Origin of the sequence: Streptomyces anthophorae (assembly GCF_049310305.1) — a bacterium.
In the GTDB taxonomy this organism is placed as follows: domain Bacteria; phylum Actinomycetota; class Actinomycetes; order Streptomycetales; family Streptomycetaceae; genus Streptomyces.
Genome location: NZ_JBLWQQ010000001.1, coordinates 6,024,053 through 6,039,253, shown reverse-complemented (window position 1 = coordinate 6,039,253; position 15,201 = coordinate 6,024,053). Strand labels below are relative to the sequence as shown.

Below are 15,201 nucleotides of genomic sequence, written 5' to 3'. Positions count from 1 at the left end.
ACCTCCGCGTACAGCTCGTCGGGGGCCTCCCACCGAGCTCGCGGAAGCCGTCGCCGGCCGCGAGCACCGCGTGAGCGAGCGGCCCCCTGTGACCCAACGCACCGGCCCGTACGCACCGTTGACCCGCATCGGCCGGGAACGGACCGGAACTGGTCACCCTCCGTCGCATTCCGTCCGGTATCCGGGGCCGGCCGCGCTTGAGGCGCTCAGCTCATCGGATCCCCGCCGGTCCGGTCGCCGGGCGGAGCAGAATATGACCGTGGAAACCCTGCCCGTCGAAGCCACCCCGTTCATCGGCCGCGAGGCCGAACTCGCCTACCTGGAGCAGGAGCTGAGCGACCACCGGCTGCTCACGCTCACCGGCGTGGGCGGGGTCGGCAAGACACGGCTCGCCGCGCGCCTGGCCCTGCGCACGGGCCCGCGCCTGGCGGACGCGGTGTGCTTCGTGCCGCTCTCCCCGCTGCACGACCCGACGCTGCTCGGCAACGTCCTCCTGGAGGAGCTGCGGCTCGCGGACAACTCGAACGAGGACGCCACCGACGTCGTCGCCCAGTGGCTCGCCGACAAGCGGGTGCTGCTCGTCCTCGACACGTGCGAGCACCTTCTGGAGGAGTGCGGCCGCCTTGTCCGCAAGCTGCTCGACGTCGCGCCTGGCCTGCGCGTCCTGGCGACGAGCAGGCAGCCGCTGGGTCTCGCCGACGAGCACCGGTTCATGGTCGCGCCGCTGCCCGTCACGGCCGAGGGCGACGCGGGGCGGCCCGGCGACGCGGTCGCGCTGTTCGCCGACCGTGCGGCGCTCGCCGCCCCAGGATTCCGGCTCGGGCCCGGCGAGCGGGACGTCGCCGAGGCCGTCTGCCGGCACCTCGACGGCATCCCGCTGGCGATCGAACTGGCCGCGGCCCGGCTCGCCGAACTCCCCCTGGAGCGGCTCAGCTCGCTGCTCGGCGACCGCCTGGACGCGCTGACCGCGTCGGAAGGCCACACCGGCCCCCCGCGCCATCGCACGCTGCGCGCCACCATCGGCTGGAGCCACGAACTGTGCACGCCGCTCGAACGGCTGCTGTGGGCCCGCCTCTCCGTGTTCACCGGCGGCTTCGACGAAGCGGGCGCGCGGGCGGTGGGCCGCGGCGGACCGCTGCGCGAGGCCGAGGTGTCCGGGGCGCTCGAAGGGCTCGTGGCCAAGTCACTGGTGCGGCGCAGGCCCGGCGGGCGCCACGACATGCTCGACACGGTCCGCGAGTTCGGGGCCTCGTGGCTGGCGCAGCTCGGCCCCGAGGAGACGACGGGCGCGCGGCGCAGGCACCGGGACTTCCACCTGGAGCTCGCGCGGCGGGCCGACGCGGGCTGGATGGGGCGCGCGCAGGAGCACTGGTACGAGCGACTCGTCACCGACCACCCCAACTTCCGTACGGCGCTCGACTTCTGCCTGGAGAGCCGCGAAGGCCCGGCCGCGCAGCAGCTGTGCGGGCACCTGTGGATCCTCTGGTTCCCCTGCGGGTTCGCCCGCGAGGGCCGGCGGTACGCGGAGGCGGCCCTGGCCCTGTCGGAGCGGCCTGGCCCGGAGTATCTGCTCGGCCTGTGGGCCCGCGCGACGGCGGCGCTCTCTCAGGGCGACACGGAGACGGGCCTGAAGGTGGCCGGGATGTTCCGCGAACGCACGCTGCCCGCGCCCTCACCGGCCCAGATGATGGCTTCGGCCTACCTGGAAGGTACGTCGCTGTGTCTGAGCGGCCGCCTGGCCGAGGCCGCCGAAGTCCTCGACGCCGCCCCGGACACCCGCACGTACACCGGCCCCTACGAGGCCGCCTGGTTCGTGGCGACGGCCTGCCGCTCGGTCGTCCACGTCATGTCGGGCGAGTTCACCGCCGCCGGCGCGGTGGCCGGCCGGCTGGTCGACGAGTGCGACCGGCGCGGCGAGCAGTGGGCGCGGGCCTGGGCCGGCTGGGCGGCGGCCCTCGCGGCGAACGGCCAGGACCGCCCCCGCGAGGCCGCGCGGCACGCGCTCACCACCATCGCGGGCAAGTCCCGCTTCCGCGACCGGGTGGGCGTCGCCGTCGCGATCGACGCGCTGGCCGCCTCGCTGAGCACGCTCGGCGAGGCGCGGCGCGCGGCACGGCTGCTCGGCATCGGCCAGCGCGTGTGGGAGAGCCTCGGCCGCGCCCAGCTCGGCTCCCCCGACCTCATGGCCACGCGGCAACGCACGGAGCGCCGCATCCGGGACTCGCTCGGCGACAGCGCGTACGAGGAGCAGTACGCGGCGGGCCTGGCGATGGACACCGCGGACGGCATCGCCTACAGCCTGGCCACGGAAGCCGGTGTCGACACCGGCTGACGGCGCCCCCGCCCCGCTACGCTCGCCCGCATGATCACCGGAGCGCACACGATCCTCTACTCCTCCGACGCGGACGCCGACCGGGCCTTCCTGCGGGACGTGCTCGGCTTCCCGCACGTCGACGCCGGGGGCGGCTGGCTGATCTTCACGGCGCCGCCCGCCGAGATCGCGGTGCACCCGACGGAGGGCGCGCCCCAGCACGAGCTGATGCTGATGTGCGACGACGTGGACCGCACGGTCTCCGAACTGACCGCCAAGGGAGTCGAGTTCACGTCCCCCGTCCAAAACCTGCGCTGGGGCCGCCTGACGTCGCTGCGGCTGCCGGGCGGCGGCGAGCTGGGCCTGTACGAGCCGCTGCACCGGACGGCGCTCGGCTCCTAGCGGGACGGGGCGACGAGCCCCGACTCGTACGCGGCGATCACCAGCTGCGCCCGGTCCCGGGCGGCCAGCTTGCCCATGATCCGGCTGACGTGGGTCTTGGCGGTGAGCGGGCTGAGCCCGAGGGCCTCGGCGATCCCGGTGTTGTTGAGCCCCCGCGCGACGAGCGCGAGCACCTGGCGCTCGCGCTCCGACAGCAGGCCCAGGGCATCGGCCGACGACGGCGCGGGTGGCAGCTCGGGGGCGCGCAGCACCCGGGCGATGAGCCGGGCGGTGGGCCCCGGCGACAGCAGCGAATCGCCCGCGGCCACGACCCGTATGGCGTCGAGGAGTTCGGCGGGTCTGGTGTCCTTCACGAGGAACCCGGAGGCCCCGGCGCGCAACGCCTCCACGACGTGCTCGTCGGTGTCGTACGTGGTGAGCACCAGCACCTTCACCCCGGCCAGGTCCTCGTCGGCGGCGAGCAGCCGGGTGGCCTCGATCCCGTCGAGCTCGGGCATCCGGATGTCCATGACCACGACATCGGCCCGCTCCTCCCGGGCCAGCACGACGGCCTCCCGCCCGGTCCCGGCCTGCCCCACCACATCCATGTCGGCGGCGGACTCGACCAACATGGCAAAGGCGGCCCGCACCAGCCCCTGATCATCAGCAAGCACAACCCGAATCCCACTCACTGACCGCCCCCTCCGCTCGAATCCCGCCCGGCGGCAGTCGACTCTTCAAGCCCCTGCGACGCCCCAGAAGCAGAAGCCTGCATTCCAACCCCTCCCGACACCCCAGAAGCAGAAGCCTGCATTCCAACCCCTCCCGACGCCCCAGAAGCAGAAGCCTGCATTTCCAGCCCTTCCGACGCCCCAGCGGCGGAAGTCGGCTTTTCAAGCCCTTCCGACGCCCCAGCGGCGGAAGTCGGCTTTTCAAGCCCCTGCGGCGATTGAGCAGCGGGGTCCGGGGCAGAGCCCCGAGGCCGCAACGCCGGTTCGGCGCAATCAACAGCGGGTGACGTCAACGGCAAGCTGGCCCGAACCTCGAACCCGCCACCCCCACCCCGCGGCCCCGCCTCCAACACGCCCCCCACACTCCGCACCCGCTCCCGCATCCCCACCAGCCCGAACCCCGGCCCCGCCGCCCCCGCATCCGCATCCGCACCCGCACCCGCCCCCACCCCGTCGTCCACCACGGACACCTCCACCGCCCCCGGAGCCGCCCGCAGCACGACCCACACCGACAGGTCCGCCCCACCGTGCCGCACCGCGTTGGTCAACGCCTCCTGCACGATCCGGTACGCCGCCGCACCCACCGCCGCCGGCACCTCGGGCACCTGAAGATCGCACCGCACCGTGACCCCCGACGTACGCGCCGCCTCCGCCAGCTCCGGTATCCCGTCCACCCCCGGCAGGGGCCCCCGCGCCTCGTCCGGCGACGACCGCAGCACCTCCAGCGTGGCGCGCAGCTCCCCGCGCGCCGACCGGCAGGTGTCCGCGATGTCGTCGAGCGCCTTGGCGACGGTGGCCCGGTCGAGCCGCTCGGGATCCGCGTTCAGGACGTGCGCCGCGACGGATGTCTGCACACCCACCAAGGTGATGCTGTGCGCGAGCAGATCGTGCAGATCGCGGGCCACCCGCAACCGCTCCTCCGCGACCCGCCGCCGCGCCTCCTCCTCCCGCGTCCGCTCCGCCCGCTCGGCCCGCTCGACGACGGAGGCGAGGTACTGCCGGTGCACCCGCACGTACACACCGAAGAGGACGACGGTGACGACCCAGCCGGAGACCCGCAGCGCCTGCGCCCCCTCGGCCATGCCGTGGCTGAACTTCACGAGGAGCATCAGCCCGATGACGGCGGAGCCGACCAGCACGGACCGCAGTGGCCGCCCCGTCCGGGCGACGGTGAACAGGGCGACCAGGGAGACGGCCACCGGCGCCGAGTCCGTGAACCCCATCGCGTGGTACGGAACGACGAAGACGGCCACGCCGAGGAGCGCGCGGAGCGGGGCGCGGCGCCGCCAGACCGCCGGAACGTGCGCGGCGAGCAGCAACGTCCAGCCGACCGCGTCCGGTTGCCGGCCGTCGGCCCGCACCGTGAGCCCCAGCACCACGGCACCGGCCGCGAGCAGCGCGGCGAGCACCGCATCCTGGCGGAGCACACGACCGGGGTCCGGCGGTTCGGCCGGACGCGCGGGCCCCGGGCTCACCGCGGGCAACAGGAGCAGTCGTTGGACGTCCACCGGTTCATCTTCCGTCAGGAGGGCGCCCCTCCGGGAGGGAGGAGCGCCCCGATGTGCGTTCAGGGGGTGCGGGTGAGGGCGAGTTCCTCGGCGGTCGGCGCGGCGGGCGGCGCGGGCCGCCGGGACAACGGCCCCGGCCACCACACCTTCCGGCCGAGCGCGTAGGACGCCGACGTCACGAGGTACGTCCGTACGAGGAAGGTGTCGAGCAGCACGCCGACCGCGATCACGAAGCCCAGCTCGACGAGTTGGACCAGCGGCATGCTGGTGAGCACGGCGAACGTGGCCGCGAGCACCAGACCCGCCGACGCGATCACCGCCCCGGTCGTCCGCAGCGCGGTGAGCGCCGCCGTCCCGGTGGGCGCCCCGCCGAGCACCTCCTCGCGCATCCGGTGCATCAGGAAGATCCCGTAGTCCACGCCGAGGGCGACGAGGAACACGAAGGACAGCAGCCCGAGTCCGGGGTCGGTGCCCTCGAAGCCGAACAGCGGCCCGAAGACGAGCCCGCCCATGCCGAGGGCCGCTCCCCACACCGCGACCACGGCGGCGAGCAGCAGCAGCGGCGCGACCAGGCTGCGCAGCAGGAGGACCAGGATCAGCAGCACGGCGGCGAGCACGATCGGCACGACGACGAGTCGGTCGCGGGCGTTGGTGTCCTTCAGGTCGAGCTGCTCGGCGCTCGGCCCGCCGACGTAGGAGCCCTGCCCGTCGAGTCCCTCGCGCAGCGCCTCGATGGTGGCGGTCTCGGCGGCGGTCTGCGGGGCGGCCCTGGCGACGACGTTGATCTCGGTCCAGCCGCCGCCGCTGCGCCCGCGCGTGGCCTCGGTGACGCCGTCGGTGTCGCGTGCGGTGGCGAGGGCGTCGGCTGCCCTGCCGGTGGGCGCGATGACGGTGATCGGCTGGCTGCTCGCCTCCGGGTAGGCAGCGGCGAGGGTCCGCATCGCGACGATCGAGTCCGGCCTGTCGGTGAAGGAGTCCTCCTGCTTGAGGCTGCCGGGCAGCGCGAACGAGCCGAGCGCGAGCGCCCCGAGCAGCACCGCCCCGACGCCGAGGACGGTGAGCGGCCTGCGCCCCGCCGACGAGCCCATCGCCGTGAACAGCGACCTGCGCTGCTTCGGCCGCAAGCCGAACGCGGGGACCAGCGGCCAGAACACCCGCCGCCCGAGCAGTACGAGCACGGCCGGCAGCAGCGTCAGCATGGCGACGAGCGCGCACAGCACGCCGACGGCCCCCAACGGGCCCATCCCGCGGCTGGAGTTGAGGTCGGCCGCGAGCAGGCACAGCAGCCCGGCGGCGACGGTCGCGGACGAGGCGAGCACGGCGGGGCCGCAGCCGCGCAGGGCCGCGCGCATGGCGTCGTACGGCCGCTCGAACCTCCTGAGCTCCTCCCGGTACCGCGACACGATCAGCAGCGCGTAGTCGGTCCCCGCGCCGAACACGAGGATCGTCATCACGCCCTGGCTCTGCCCGCTGATCGTGGTCCCGAAGGCCTGGTTGAGGCCGTACGCGACGCCCATCGACAGGAAGTCGGCGACCCCGGCGACGGCGAGCGGCACGAGCCACAGGAACGGGCTGCGGTAGATCAGGATCAGCAGCAGCGCGACGACGGCGACGGTGGTGTAGAGCAGTGGCCCGTCGAGCGACTGGTACACCTCGGACGCGTCGGTGGCCAGCGCCCCGGGCCCGCCGACGTCGACGCCCATTCCGTCGGTGTCGTGCGCGATGTCCCGCACGTCGTTCACGAACGCGTCGCGGGCCTTCTCGTCCGTGCCCGGTCCAGTGCTGGCGACGGGGTACATGACCGTGTCACCGCTCTTGGACGGCACCGCTTCGGGCGTCCGTACGAGGTTCAACTTCCGGTCGATGTCGGCCACTTGCTCCGCGGCGGTCGCGCGATCGGCCGCGCCGAGCCCGCCGCTCCGGTGGTACACGAGCACCAGCTCGGTGGTCTCGCCGCCCGGCAGCCGCTCCTGGATCTTCGCGACCTGCGTCGAGTCGGCACTCGCGGGCAGGTAGTCGACGGCCCGATTGTGCTGTACGTCGCCGAGCTTGCCCGCGAAGGGCCCCGCGAGGGCGAGCACGGCGACCCACAACGCGAGCACCCCCCAGGCAACCGCGATCCGCCTCATGACTTGACCCCTCTCCGACCCCGAAATCCGATGCGTCCAGATTCCGGCCCAGAGGGCCCCGCCACGTCGACCGGGAGACCGACTTGGGAGGTACTGCGAGGGGCGTCAGGGGCGGCCCACTACTCCCAGGGGAGTATCAACGGGCTTCACGCGTTCACGCGGGAGCCGACAGCGGGAGTCCGCATTTCAAGCCCCTGCGGCGATTGAGCAGCGGGGTCCGGGGCAGAGCCCCGAGACGCAGGCTCAGCTCGGCGTACGCGAAGCGGCGGCCAGAAGCTCTCCGACCTCATCCGTGCACAAGGTCAAGGCGGCGCCCACCGTGCCGAGCACATCCCGCTCCCCCGCCGAGTACACCCCATCGGCAAGCGCGATCCGCGCGCCCTGCAAGAGGATCGACTCCCGCCCCGCCGGAGCGAGATGCTGCGCGAGCGGATCCAGCGCCTCGTGCAGCTCTATGGCGAGCCCGGCCCCCGCCCCGCACTGCTCGGCGACCCGCCCCGCGTCGGTGACCAACGCCTCGACGAGCGCGGCGAGTTGTTCCTCGGAGGTGTCCTCGAACCCGGCGTCCCGCAGCGTGCCCACCGCGCACTCGAGCGCCAGCGGAGACGTTCCACCGCCCGCGAGCACCGCGAGCACCACCGTGTGCACGGCGTCCCGCAGCATCGCCGAGAAGCGGTGCGTGGTCGGGTGGTCGAGCGCGTCCGTGCCGAACCGGCCCTCGCAGGCCGCGCATTCGGCGACCGGGCCTTCCTGGCCGCGCGGCACGACGGGCACACCGAACAGCACGAGGCGGCGTTTCCCGGTCCGCCGACGGTAGTTGCGATCGCCGCCGCAACCAGGACAGAAGAACTCGCCGTCACCCACGGTGGTCCATATGGTGTGCACCCCGAACACCCGCGAGAGCCCGGTCAGTCCCATGCGTCCATGATTCGGCAGCACGTCGCACACCTCCCGTCGTGGCGCCGCATCATCGCGGCGTTGGCGTGATGTTAGCCACATTGTTGATGCGGCGTCAGTACCTTGGTCACGCCGAGGTCACGGAACTTGTCGTTCCTGGCCTGGACACGACGCGGCCCCGCACACCCACAAAAGGGGCGCGGGGCCGCGTCTTCCCAGCTCAAGTACGTCAGCGGCTCGCGCGGTTGACCGCGGAGACGACCGCCTTCAGCGAGGCACGTGTCGTGTTCGCATCGGTGCCGATGCCCCACAGAACCTTGTCCCCGATGGCGACCTCGATGTACGAGGCGGCGACCGCGGAGGCGCCCTCGCTCATCGTGTGCTCCTGGTAGTCCAGGAGCCGGGCGTCGATGCCGATGCCCTGGAGGGCGTGGAAGAAGGCGGAGATCGGGCCGTTGCCCGTACCCACCAGAACCTTCTCCTCCCCGTCCACCTCGGCCTCGACGGTCAGCGTGTCCACGCCGTCCTTGTCGGTCGTGGTCTGGCCCGTCTTGACCTGGATGCGGCCCCACGGGTTGGACGGGTTGGGCAGGTACTCGTCCTGGAAGACGGCCCAGATGTCCTTGGGCGTGACCTCGCCGCCCTCGGCGTCCGTCTTCTGCTGGATGACCTTGGAGAACTCGACCTGCATACGGCGCGGCAGGTCCAGGTTGTGGCCGTCCTTCAGGACGTACGCGATGCCGCCCTTGCCGGACTGCGAGTTGACGCGGATGACGGCCTCGTAGGAGCGGCCGACGTCCTTCGGGTCGATCGGCAGGTACGGGACGGCCCACTCGATGTCGTCGACGGTGACGCCCTTGGCCTTGGCGTCGGCCTCCATGGCGTCGAAGCCCTTCTTGATGGCGTCCTGGTGGGAGCCGGAGAAGGACGTGTAGACCAGGTCGCCCACGTACGGGTGGCGCGGGTGGACCTCCATCTGGTTGCAGTACTCCCACGTACGACGGATCTCGTCGATGTCGGAGAAGTCGATCTGCGGGTCGACGCCCTGCGAGAACAGGTTCATGCCCAGGGTGACCAGGTCGACGTTGCCGGTGCGCTCGCCCTGGCCGAACAGGCAGCCCTCGACACGGTCGCCGCCCGCCATGACGCCCAGCTCGGCGGCGGCGACGGCGGTGCCGCGGTCGTTGTGCGGATGGATGGACAGGCAGACGTACTCGCGGCGCGACAGGTGGCGCGACATCCACTCGAAGCGGTCCGCGTGCGTGGACGGCGTCGAACGCTCCACCGTGGCGGGCAGGTTGAGGATGATCTCGCGGTCCGGGCCCGGCTGGTAGACGTCCATGACGGCCTCGCAGACCTCCAGGGCGAACTCCAGCTCGGTGTCCGTGAAGATCTCGGGGCTGTACTGGTAGCCGAACTTCGTCTCCGGGCCCAGCAGCTTCTCCGCGTACTTCATGACCAGGCGGGTGCCGTCGACGGCGATCTGCTTGATCTCTTCCTTGGAGCCGCGGAAGACGACGCGGCGGAAGACCGGCGCCGTGGCGTTGTACAGGTGGACCGTGGCGTTCTTGGCGCCCTTCAGGGACTCCACGGTCCGCTCGATCAGGTCCTCACGGGCCTGGGTCAGTACGGAGATCGTGACGTCGTCCGGGATGGCGGCCGGGTCCTCGATGATCGAGCGTACGAAGTCGAAGTCCGTCTGCCCCGACGCGGGGAAGCCGACCTCGATCTCCTTGTAGCCCATCTTGACCAGCAGGTCGAACATCGCGCGCTTGCGGGCCGGGGACATCGGGTCGATCAGCGCCTGGTTGCCGTCGCGCAGATCCGTGGAGAGCCAGCGGGGGGCGGTGGTGATCCGCTTGCCGGGCCACGTGCGGTCCGGGAGGTCGACCTGGTCGTACTGGCCGTACTTGTGGATCGGCATGCTGCTGGGCTGCTGGCGGTTTGCCATGATGCGTGGGCTCCTCGGAGGTGGCCTTGAAGGCGGCCGACGGCGCAACACCAAACTCCGCGGGGAGGGAGCCGGCCTTGTCTACAGGCCCTCGCCGCGGCAGCTAAGGAGAAGCAGCCCGAAACGCATGATGCAGTGCACCTTAGTCGAGTCTCGTCGTTCGCGAAGGCCCGTATCAGTATGCGGGACCGTGGACAGGTAACGGGTAAGAGGTGATCAATACCTCTATTTCGTTAATCATGGTGGCAGGTAGTGACAGCGGCATGACCCAGTGCCACATTGCCTCGCATGACCGCGAAACCCACGGGGAACCCAGCGGGGTTCGAGCCCGTTTTCTGCACCATCGTGCCGCCCCACGTCCTCGACAAGGCAGCTCGCAGCGAGGACTCCGCGATCGCCGCCAGGGCCCGCCGCTCCCTGGAGCGCGACGCCTTCGAGCGCACGCACCGCCGGCTGACGACCGTCATCGGCGCGCCCTCCGTCGCCCCGCCCGCGGGCGTCACGGGCCAGAAGCCGCACCGCACCATCTATGACGCCCGGCACCGCACGGAGCTGCCGGGGCGGAAGGTGCGCGGCGAGGGGGACAAGCCGGGCAAGGACGCGACCGTCAACCGCGCGTACGCGGGGCTCGGCGCGACGTTCGAGCTGTACCTGGAGAAGTTCTCCCGCTACTCGATCGACGGCAACGGTCTGCCGCTGAACGCGACGGTGCACTACTCCGAGGAGTACAACAACGCCTTCTGGAACGGCGAGCAGATGGTGTTCGGCGACGGTGACGGCGAGATCTTCCTCGACTTCACCATCCCCGTCGACGTCATCGGCCACGAGCTGACCCACGGCGTCACGCAGTACACGGCGAACCTGACGTACTTCGGTCAGCCGGGCGCGCTCAACGAGTCGATGTCGGACGTCTTCGGCTCGCTGATCAAGCAGTACACGCTGGGCCAGACCGCCTCCGAGGCCGACTGGCTGATCGGCGCGGGCCTGCTCGCTCCGCGCGTCACGGGGGTCGCCCTGCGCTCCATGAAGGCGCCCGGCACCGCGTACGACGACGACGTGCTCGGCAAGGACCCGCAGCCCGCCGACATGGACCACTTCGTGAGGACGGGCCGTGACAACGGCGGCGTGCACATCAACTCCGGCATCCCGAACCACGCGTTCTACATCCTGGCCGAGTCGCTCGGCGGGCACGCGTGGGAGCGGGCGGGCCAGATCTGGTTCGACACGCTGACCGGCGGCGAGCTGAAGCAGGACTGCCTCTTCGCCGACTTCGCCAAGGCGACTGTGAAGGCGGCGCAGGCCCGCTACGGCGGCGGCGAGGAGTACCAGTCGGTGCTCAAGGCCTGGGAACAGGTCGGCGTTCCTACCCAGTAGCCGCGGGTTGGAGTAGACAGGGACCCATGCGTATTCACGTAGCGCGCACGGGCGGATTCGCCGGCATCGACCGGCACGCCGAGGTGGACACGGCGGGCCGGTCCGATGCCCACGAGTGGCACGACCTCGCCGAGAAGGCGGTGGCCTCCGGCCGGAGCACACCGCCGATAGGGGTGCCCGACGGCTTCAACTACACGATCACGGTGGACGGGAAGACGGTGTACTGCGCGGACCCCCGGCTCACGGAGGAACAGCGCAGGCTCATCACCCGCGTACTGAAGGAAGGGGCGTAACAAGCCCCGGCCGCACGGGCGTTGACTTCTTACCGACGGGTACAGATGATCGCGCCCATGACCGCGACCGAGGCACAGCTCCCGGCCTTCCCGCCCGGTTTCCTGTGGGGCGTCTCCACATCGGCCCACCAGATCGAGGGCGCCGTCGACGGGCGCGCACCCTCGGTCTGGGACACGTTCGGCGCCGAACCCGGCCGGATCAAGGACGGCTCGACGGCGGCGGTGGCCTGCGACCACGTGGCCCGCTACCGGGAGGACGTGGCGCTCGTCCGTGACCTGGGCGTCGACGCGTACCGCTTCTCCGTCTCGTGGCCCCGGGTGCTCGCCCCGGGCGGCCTGGACTTCTACGACCGGCTGGTCGACGAGCTGTGCGCGCAGGGCGTGCGCCCCGTCCCGACGCTCTTCCACTGGGATCTGCCGCTGGCCCTCCAGGAGGCGGGCGGCTGGCTGGAGCGCGACACGGCGTCCCGGTTCGCCGAGTACGCGGCGACGGTCGCGGACCGCCTCGGCGACCGCGTAGCCAAGTGGATCACCCTCAACGAACCCGCGGAGCACACCCTGCTCGGGCACGCGCTCGGCGAGCACGCCCCCGGCAAGAAGCTGCTCTTCGACGCGCTGCCCGTGGCCCACCACCAGCTCCTCGCCCACGGCCTCGCGGCGCGGGCGCTGCGCGCGGCGGGCGCCCGCGACATCGGGATCGCCAACTCGCACGGACCGACCTGGCCGGCCTCCGCCGACCCGGCCGACACCGGGGCCGCCGACCTGTACGACATCGTCCTCAACCGGCTCTTCTCCGACCCGCTGCTGCTGGGGCGCTACCCGGACGGGTTCGGCGAGCTGATGCCCGGCGCCGACGTGGCCGCCGACCTGAAGGTGATCTCCGAGGACACCCTCGACTGGTACGGCATCAACTTCTACCAGCCGACGAAGGTGGGCGCGCCCGGCGCCGCCGACGTGGACTTCTCCGGCATCACCATCCCCGCCGAACTCCCCTTCTCCGTGAGGGAGATCGAGGGCTACCCGACGACGGACTTCGGCTGGCCCGTGGTGCCCGAGGCGCTCACCGAGCTCCTCGTCGGCTTCCGCGAGCGCTACGGCGACCGGCTGCCACCGCTCGTCATCACGGAGAACGGCTGCGCGTACGAGGGCCTCGACGACCAGGAGCGCATCAGCTACCTGGACGGCCACATCCGGGCGGTGCACCGGGCCGTCACCGCCGGCGTCGACGTACGCGGCTACTTCGTCTGGTCGCTGCTCGACAACTTCGAATGGGCGGAGGGCTACACGAAGCGCTTCGGGCTCGTGCACGTCGACTACGCGACGCAGCAGCGCACCCCGAAGGCCTCGTACGGCTGGCTGCAAGGCGCCCTGCGGGCCCGCCGGGCATGACGGACCCCGCCCTTCAGGAGCCCTCCGAGCGGGTCGGACGCGGCTGGACGGCGGCCCTCTCGCTGGCCAACGGGGCGATCTGGGTCGGCTGGTACGGGCCGCTGCAGATCCTGCTCGCCCGGCAGTCCGAGCACTTCGCGCCCGGCACGGGCCTGTCGAAGGAGTCGCTGCTCGCGTGGGTGACGGGCCTCGGCGCGGTGGTGTCCCTGGCCGCGAACCCGCTCTTCGGCGCCCTCTCGGACCGCACGGTGTCGCGGTACGGGCGGCGCACGCCATGGATCGTGGCGGGCGCGGCGGGCGGCGCCCTGGCGCTGCTGCTGCTCGGGGGCGCGGGCGCGGTGTGGGTGCTGTTCGCGGGCTGGTGCCTGGTGCAGCTGGCCCTGAACGCGGCGTTCGCCGCGGTCACGGCGGCCGTCCCCGACCGGGTGCCGCGGCGGCAGCGGGGCACGGTGGGCGGCTGGCTGGGCGCGGCGCAGATCCTGGGCGTGGTCGTCGGCACGGGGCTCGCGACGGTGGCGGGCGGGGTGGGCGCCGGGTACGCGGCGTGCGCCGCCTTCACGCTCCTCGGCGTGGCCCCGTACGTGCTGCGCCACCCGGACCTGCGGCTCGCGCCGGACGACCGCCCGGCGTGGTCGTGGCGCCGGTTCGCCGCGGGGTTCCGGCTGAGCCCGCGGCGCCACCCGGACCTCGCCATGGCGTGGCTGACCCGCTTCCTGATCAACCTGGGAAACGCGCTGGTCCTGCTCTACCTCTACTACTACCTGCGCGACCGGCTGCACCTCGACGACCCGGACTCGGGGGTCCTCGTGCTGACCGCGGTGAACGGGGTGACGCTGCTCGCCACCGTCGTGGTGGGCGGCGCCTGGTCGGACCGGACCGGGCGGCGCAAGCCGTTCGTGCTGTGGTCGGGCGTGCTGATGGCGGCGGCGACCGGGATGCTCGCCGGCTGGCAGACCTGGACCGGCGCGATCGTCGCGGCGGCCGTCCTCGGCGTCGGCTTCGGCGTGTTCACCTCGGTCGACTTCGCGCTGATGACCGACGTCCTGCCGAAGGCGCTCGACCGCGGCAAGGACCTCGGTGTCATCAACATCGCCAACTCCCTGCCCCAGGTCGCCGCCCCGGCCCTCGCCGCTCCGCTGGTGAACCAGCTGGGCGGGTACCGGACGCTGTACCTGGTGGCGGCGGGGGTGGGGCTCGCGGGGGCACTGCTGGTGCGGCGGATCAAGGGGGTGGCGTGACGCCGAGCCCCTGGGGCCGCGCCCGCATCACGCGTGGCTACATCACCCCGGCGTCCCGTGCCGTCCACACCGTCGGGTGGATCGGGCGGTAGCCCAGCTCGTGCCGGATGCGGCCCGTCGACATCACGGAGTGCCACGGGTCCGGGGTCTCCTTCTCGTACACCTCCGGGGGCATCGGAAGACCGGCGAGCTGGAAGAGGTCGACCGTGGTCACCGGGGCGTCGTCGGCGATGTTGTAGACGCCGGACGCCCCGGCCGCGTACAGCAGACGCCGCAGACCCTGCGCCACATCGGCGTGGTGGCCCATGTGGAGGCGCTGCATGGCGGGCCAGGCCGGCGCCCACTCCATGACGTCGTCCAGGTGCGGGTCGCCGTCGCCGTACACGAAGGGCAGCCGCCCGATCCGCAGGTCGTCGAGGCCGTCCAGGGCACCGAGCGCCCGCTCCGCCTCCCACTTGGACTGCGGGTAGGCGCCCCACAGATGCCCGCCCGGCCGCGTCTCGTCGTCCTCGACCAGCGGCCTGCCGCGCCCCGCGCCGTACACGAGACCCGTACTGACCTGCACGAACCGTCGTACGCCCGAGGCCGCGGCGGCGCGGCCGAGCTCGATCGCGGCGTCCCGGTTGACCGCCTGCGCCTCCTCGTCCGGCACCCCGCGGAAGGCCGCGGCCACATTCACCACGGAGTCCACCCCGGTGGTCGCCTTGCCCAGCGCGTCCGCGTCCCGCAGGTCACCGACGACCACCTCGGCGCCGAGCTCCGCGAAGCGCTCGCCGCGCGCCTCGTCCCGTACGAGCACCCGCACCCGGTCGCCCTGCGGCGCGCCCTGAAGCAGCCGGGGCACGAAGCGCCGCCCGACCTGTCCCGTCGCACCCGTCACCAGTGTCAGCATGGCCGCCTCCTTGTTGCCGTGGCCCGTTGTCGTAGCCATGCCTGAAGCCTGTGGCAGCGACGGCCGCGGCGGGAGAGACGCGTTCATCCAGGGACCGGCACTCCCTG

11 protein-coding genes and 1 pseudogene are annotated in these 15,201 nt (G+C 72.3%); 6 read left to right on the top strand and 6 right to left on the bottom strand.

The window, feature by feature from the left end:
- The first annotated feature begins 253 nt into the window (after window positions 1-253).
- Window positions 254-2,332, top strand: a complete 2,079-nt coding sequence (locus ACNYS0_RS27350) for an ATP-binding protein (protein ID WP_422477086.1) — start codon at window positions 254-256, stop codon at window positions 2,330-2,332.
- 30 nt (window positions 2,333-2,362) lie between these two features.
- Window positions 2,363-2,713 (top strand): VOC family protein, encoded by a 351-nt coding sequence (locus ACNYS0_RS27345; protein ID WP_422477085.1) that lies wholly within the window; start codon window positions 2,363-2,365, stop codon window positions 2,711-2,713.
- Here ACNYS0_RS27345 and ACNYS0_RS27340 read toward each other — a convergent pair.
- The 5 genes and pseudogenes from ACNYS0_RS27340 to leuA form a co-directional block, all read right to left on the bottom strand.
- Window positions 2,710-3,324: a response regulator gene (locus tag ACNYS0_RS27340; RefSeq protein ID WP_422482792.1), complete on the bottom strand. Its 615-nt coding sequence runs from the start codon at window positions 3,322-3,324 to the stop codon at window positions 2,710-2,712. The two genes, ACNYS0_RS27345 and ACNYS0_RS27340, sit on opposite strands and share 4 nt — an antisense overlap.
- Window positions 3,325-3,710: 386 nt before the next feature.
- Window positions 3,711-4,931, bottom strand: a pseudogene (locus ACNYS0_RS27335) (sensor histidine kinase); the annotation flags it as partial.
- Window positions 4,932-4,990: 59 nt separating this feature from the next.
- Window positions 4,991-7,060, bottom strand: coding sequence for an MMPL family transporter (locus ACNYS0_RS27330; RefSeq protein WP_422477084.1), 2,070 nt, complete (start codon window positions 7,058-7,060; stop codon window positions 4,991-4,993).
- Between the two features lie 243 nt (window positions 7,061-7,303).
- On the bottom strand, window positions 7,304-7,999 hold the full coding sequence (locus ACNYS0_RS27325; RefSeq protein WP_422477083.1) for a tellurite resistance TerB family protein: 696 nt from the start codon (window positions 7,997-7,999) through the stop codon (window positions 7,304-7,306).
- A 187-nt stretch (window positions 8,000-8,186) separates the two neighbouring features.
- Window positions 8,187-9,908 (bottom strand): 2-isopropylmalate synthase, encoded by a 1,722-nt coding sequence (leuA, locus tag ACNYS0_RS27320; RefSeq protein WP_422477082.1) that lies wholly within the window; start codon window positions 9,906-9,908, stop codon window positions 8,187-8,189.
- Window positions 9,909-10,196: 288 nt separating this feature from the next.
- Here leuA and ACNYS0_RS27315 point away from each other — a divergent pair, with 288 nt between their 5' ends.
- From ACNYS0_RS27315 to ACNYS0_RS27300, 4 genes are read left to right on the top strand one after another with little or no spacing between them, the layout of a single operon-like run.
- Entirely contained in the window at window positions 10,197-11,282 is a 1,086-nt protein-coding gene (locus ACNYS0_RS27315; RefSeq protein ID WP_422477081.1) for a M4 family metallopeptidase, read from the top strand.
- A gap of 26 nt (window positions 11,283-11,308) precedes the next feature.
- Window positions 11,309-11,575, top strand: a complete 267-nt coding sequence (locus ACNYS0_RS27310; RefSeq protein ID WP_422477080.1) for a protealysin inhibitor emfourin — start codon at window positions 11,309-11,311, stop codon at window positions 11,573-11,575.
- A 57-nt stretch (window positions 11,576-11,632) separates the two neighbouring features.
- Window positions 11,633-12,964 carry a GH1 family beta-glucosidase gene (locus tag ACNYS0_RS27305; protein ID WP_422477079.1) on the top strand — a complete coding sequence of 444 codons (1,332 nt, stop codon included), beginning with the start codon at window positions 11,633-11,635 and terminating at the stop codon, window positions 12,962-12,964.
- Entirely contained in the window at window positions 12,961-14,202 is a 1,242-nt protein-coding gene (locus ACNYS0_RS27300; protein ID WP_422477078.1) for an MFS transporter, read from the top strand. The genes ACNYS0_RS27305 and ACNYS0_RS27300 overlap by 4 nt, the downstream gene beginning before the upstream one ends.
- 37 nt (window positions 14,203-14,239) lie before the next feature.
- On the opposite strand, the gene ACNYS0_RS27295 is transcribed toward ACNYS0_RS27300, so the two are convergent.
- Entirely contained in the window at window positions 14,240-15,094 is an 855-nt protein-coding gene (locus ACNYS0_RS27295; RefSeq protein ID WP_422482791.1) for an NAD-dependent epimerase/dehydratase family protein, read from the bottom strand.
- Window positions 15,095-15,201: the final 107 nt, after the last annotated feature.

Bases quoted from the DNA above. Each gene is read 5' to 3' on its own strand.
- leuA (WP_422477082.1), bottom strand. From the start codon at position 9,908: ATGGCAAACCGCCAGCAGCCCAGCAGCATGCCGATCCACAAGTACGGC.
- ACNYS0_RS27345 (WP_422477085.1), top strand. From the start codon at position 2,363: ATGATCACCGGAGCGCACACGATCCTCTACTCCTCCGACGCGGACGCC.
- ACNYS0_RS27350 (WP_422477086.1), top strand. From the start codon at position 254: ATGACCGTGGAAACCCTGCCCGTCGAAGCCACCCCGTTCATCGGCCGC.
- ACNYS0_RS27310 (WP_422477080.1), top strand. From the start codon at position 11,309: ATGCGTATTCACGTAGCGCGCACGGGCGGATTCGCCGGCATCGACCGG.
- ACNYS0_RS27305 (WP_422477079.1), top strand. From the start codon at position 11,633: ATGACCGCGACCGAGGCACAGCTCCCGGCCTTCCCGCCCGGTTTCCTG.
- ACNYS0_RS27295 (WP_422482791.1), bottom strand. From the start codon at position 15,094: ATGCTGACACTGGTGACGGGTGCGACGGGACAGGTCGGGCGGCGCTTC.
- ACNYS0_RS27315 (WP_422477081.1), top strand. From the start codon at position 10,197: ATGACCGCGAAACCCACGGGGAACCCAGCGGGGTTCGAGCCCGTTTTC.
- ACNYS0_RS27300 (WP_422477078.1), top strand. From the start codon at position 12,961: ATGACGGACCCCGCCCTTCAGGAGCCCTCCGAGCGGGTCGGACGCGGC.
- ACNYS0_RS27330 (WP_422477084.1), bottom strand. From the start codon at position 7,060: ATGAGGCGGATCGCGGTTGCCTGGGGGGTGCTCGCGTTGTGGGTCGCC.
- ACNYS0_RS27340 (WP_422482792.1), bottom strand. From the start codon at position 3,324: ATGTTGGTCGAGTCCGCCGCCGACATGGATGTGGTGGGGCAGGCCGGG.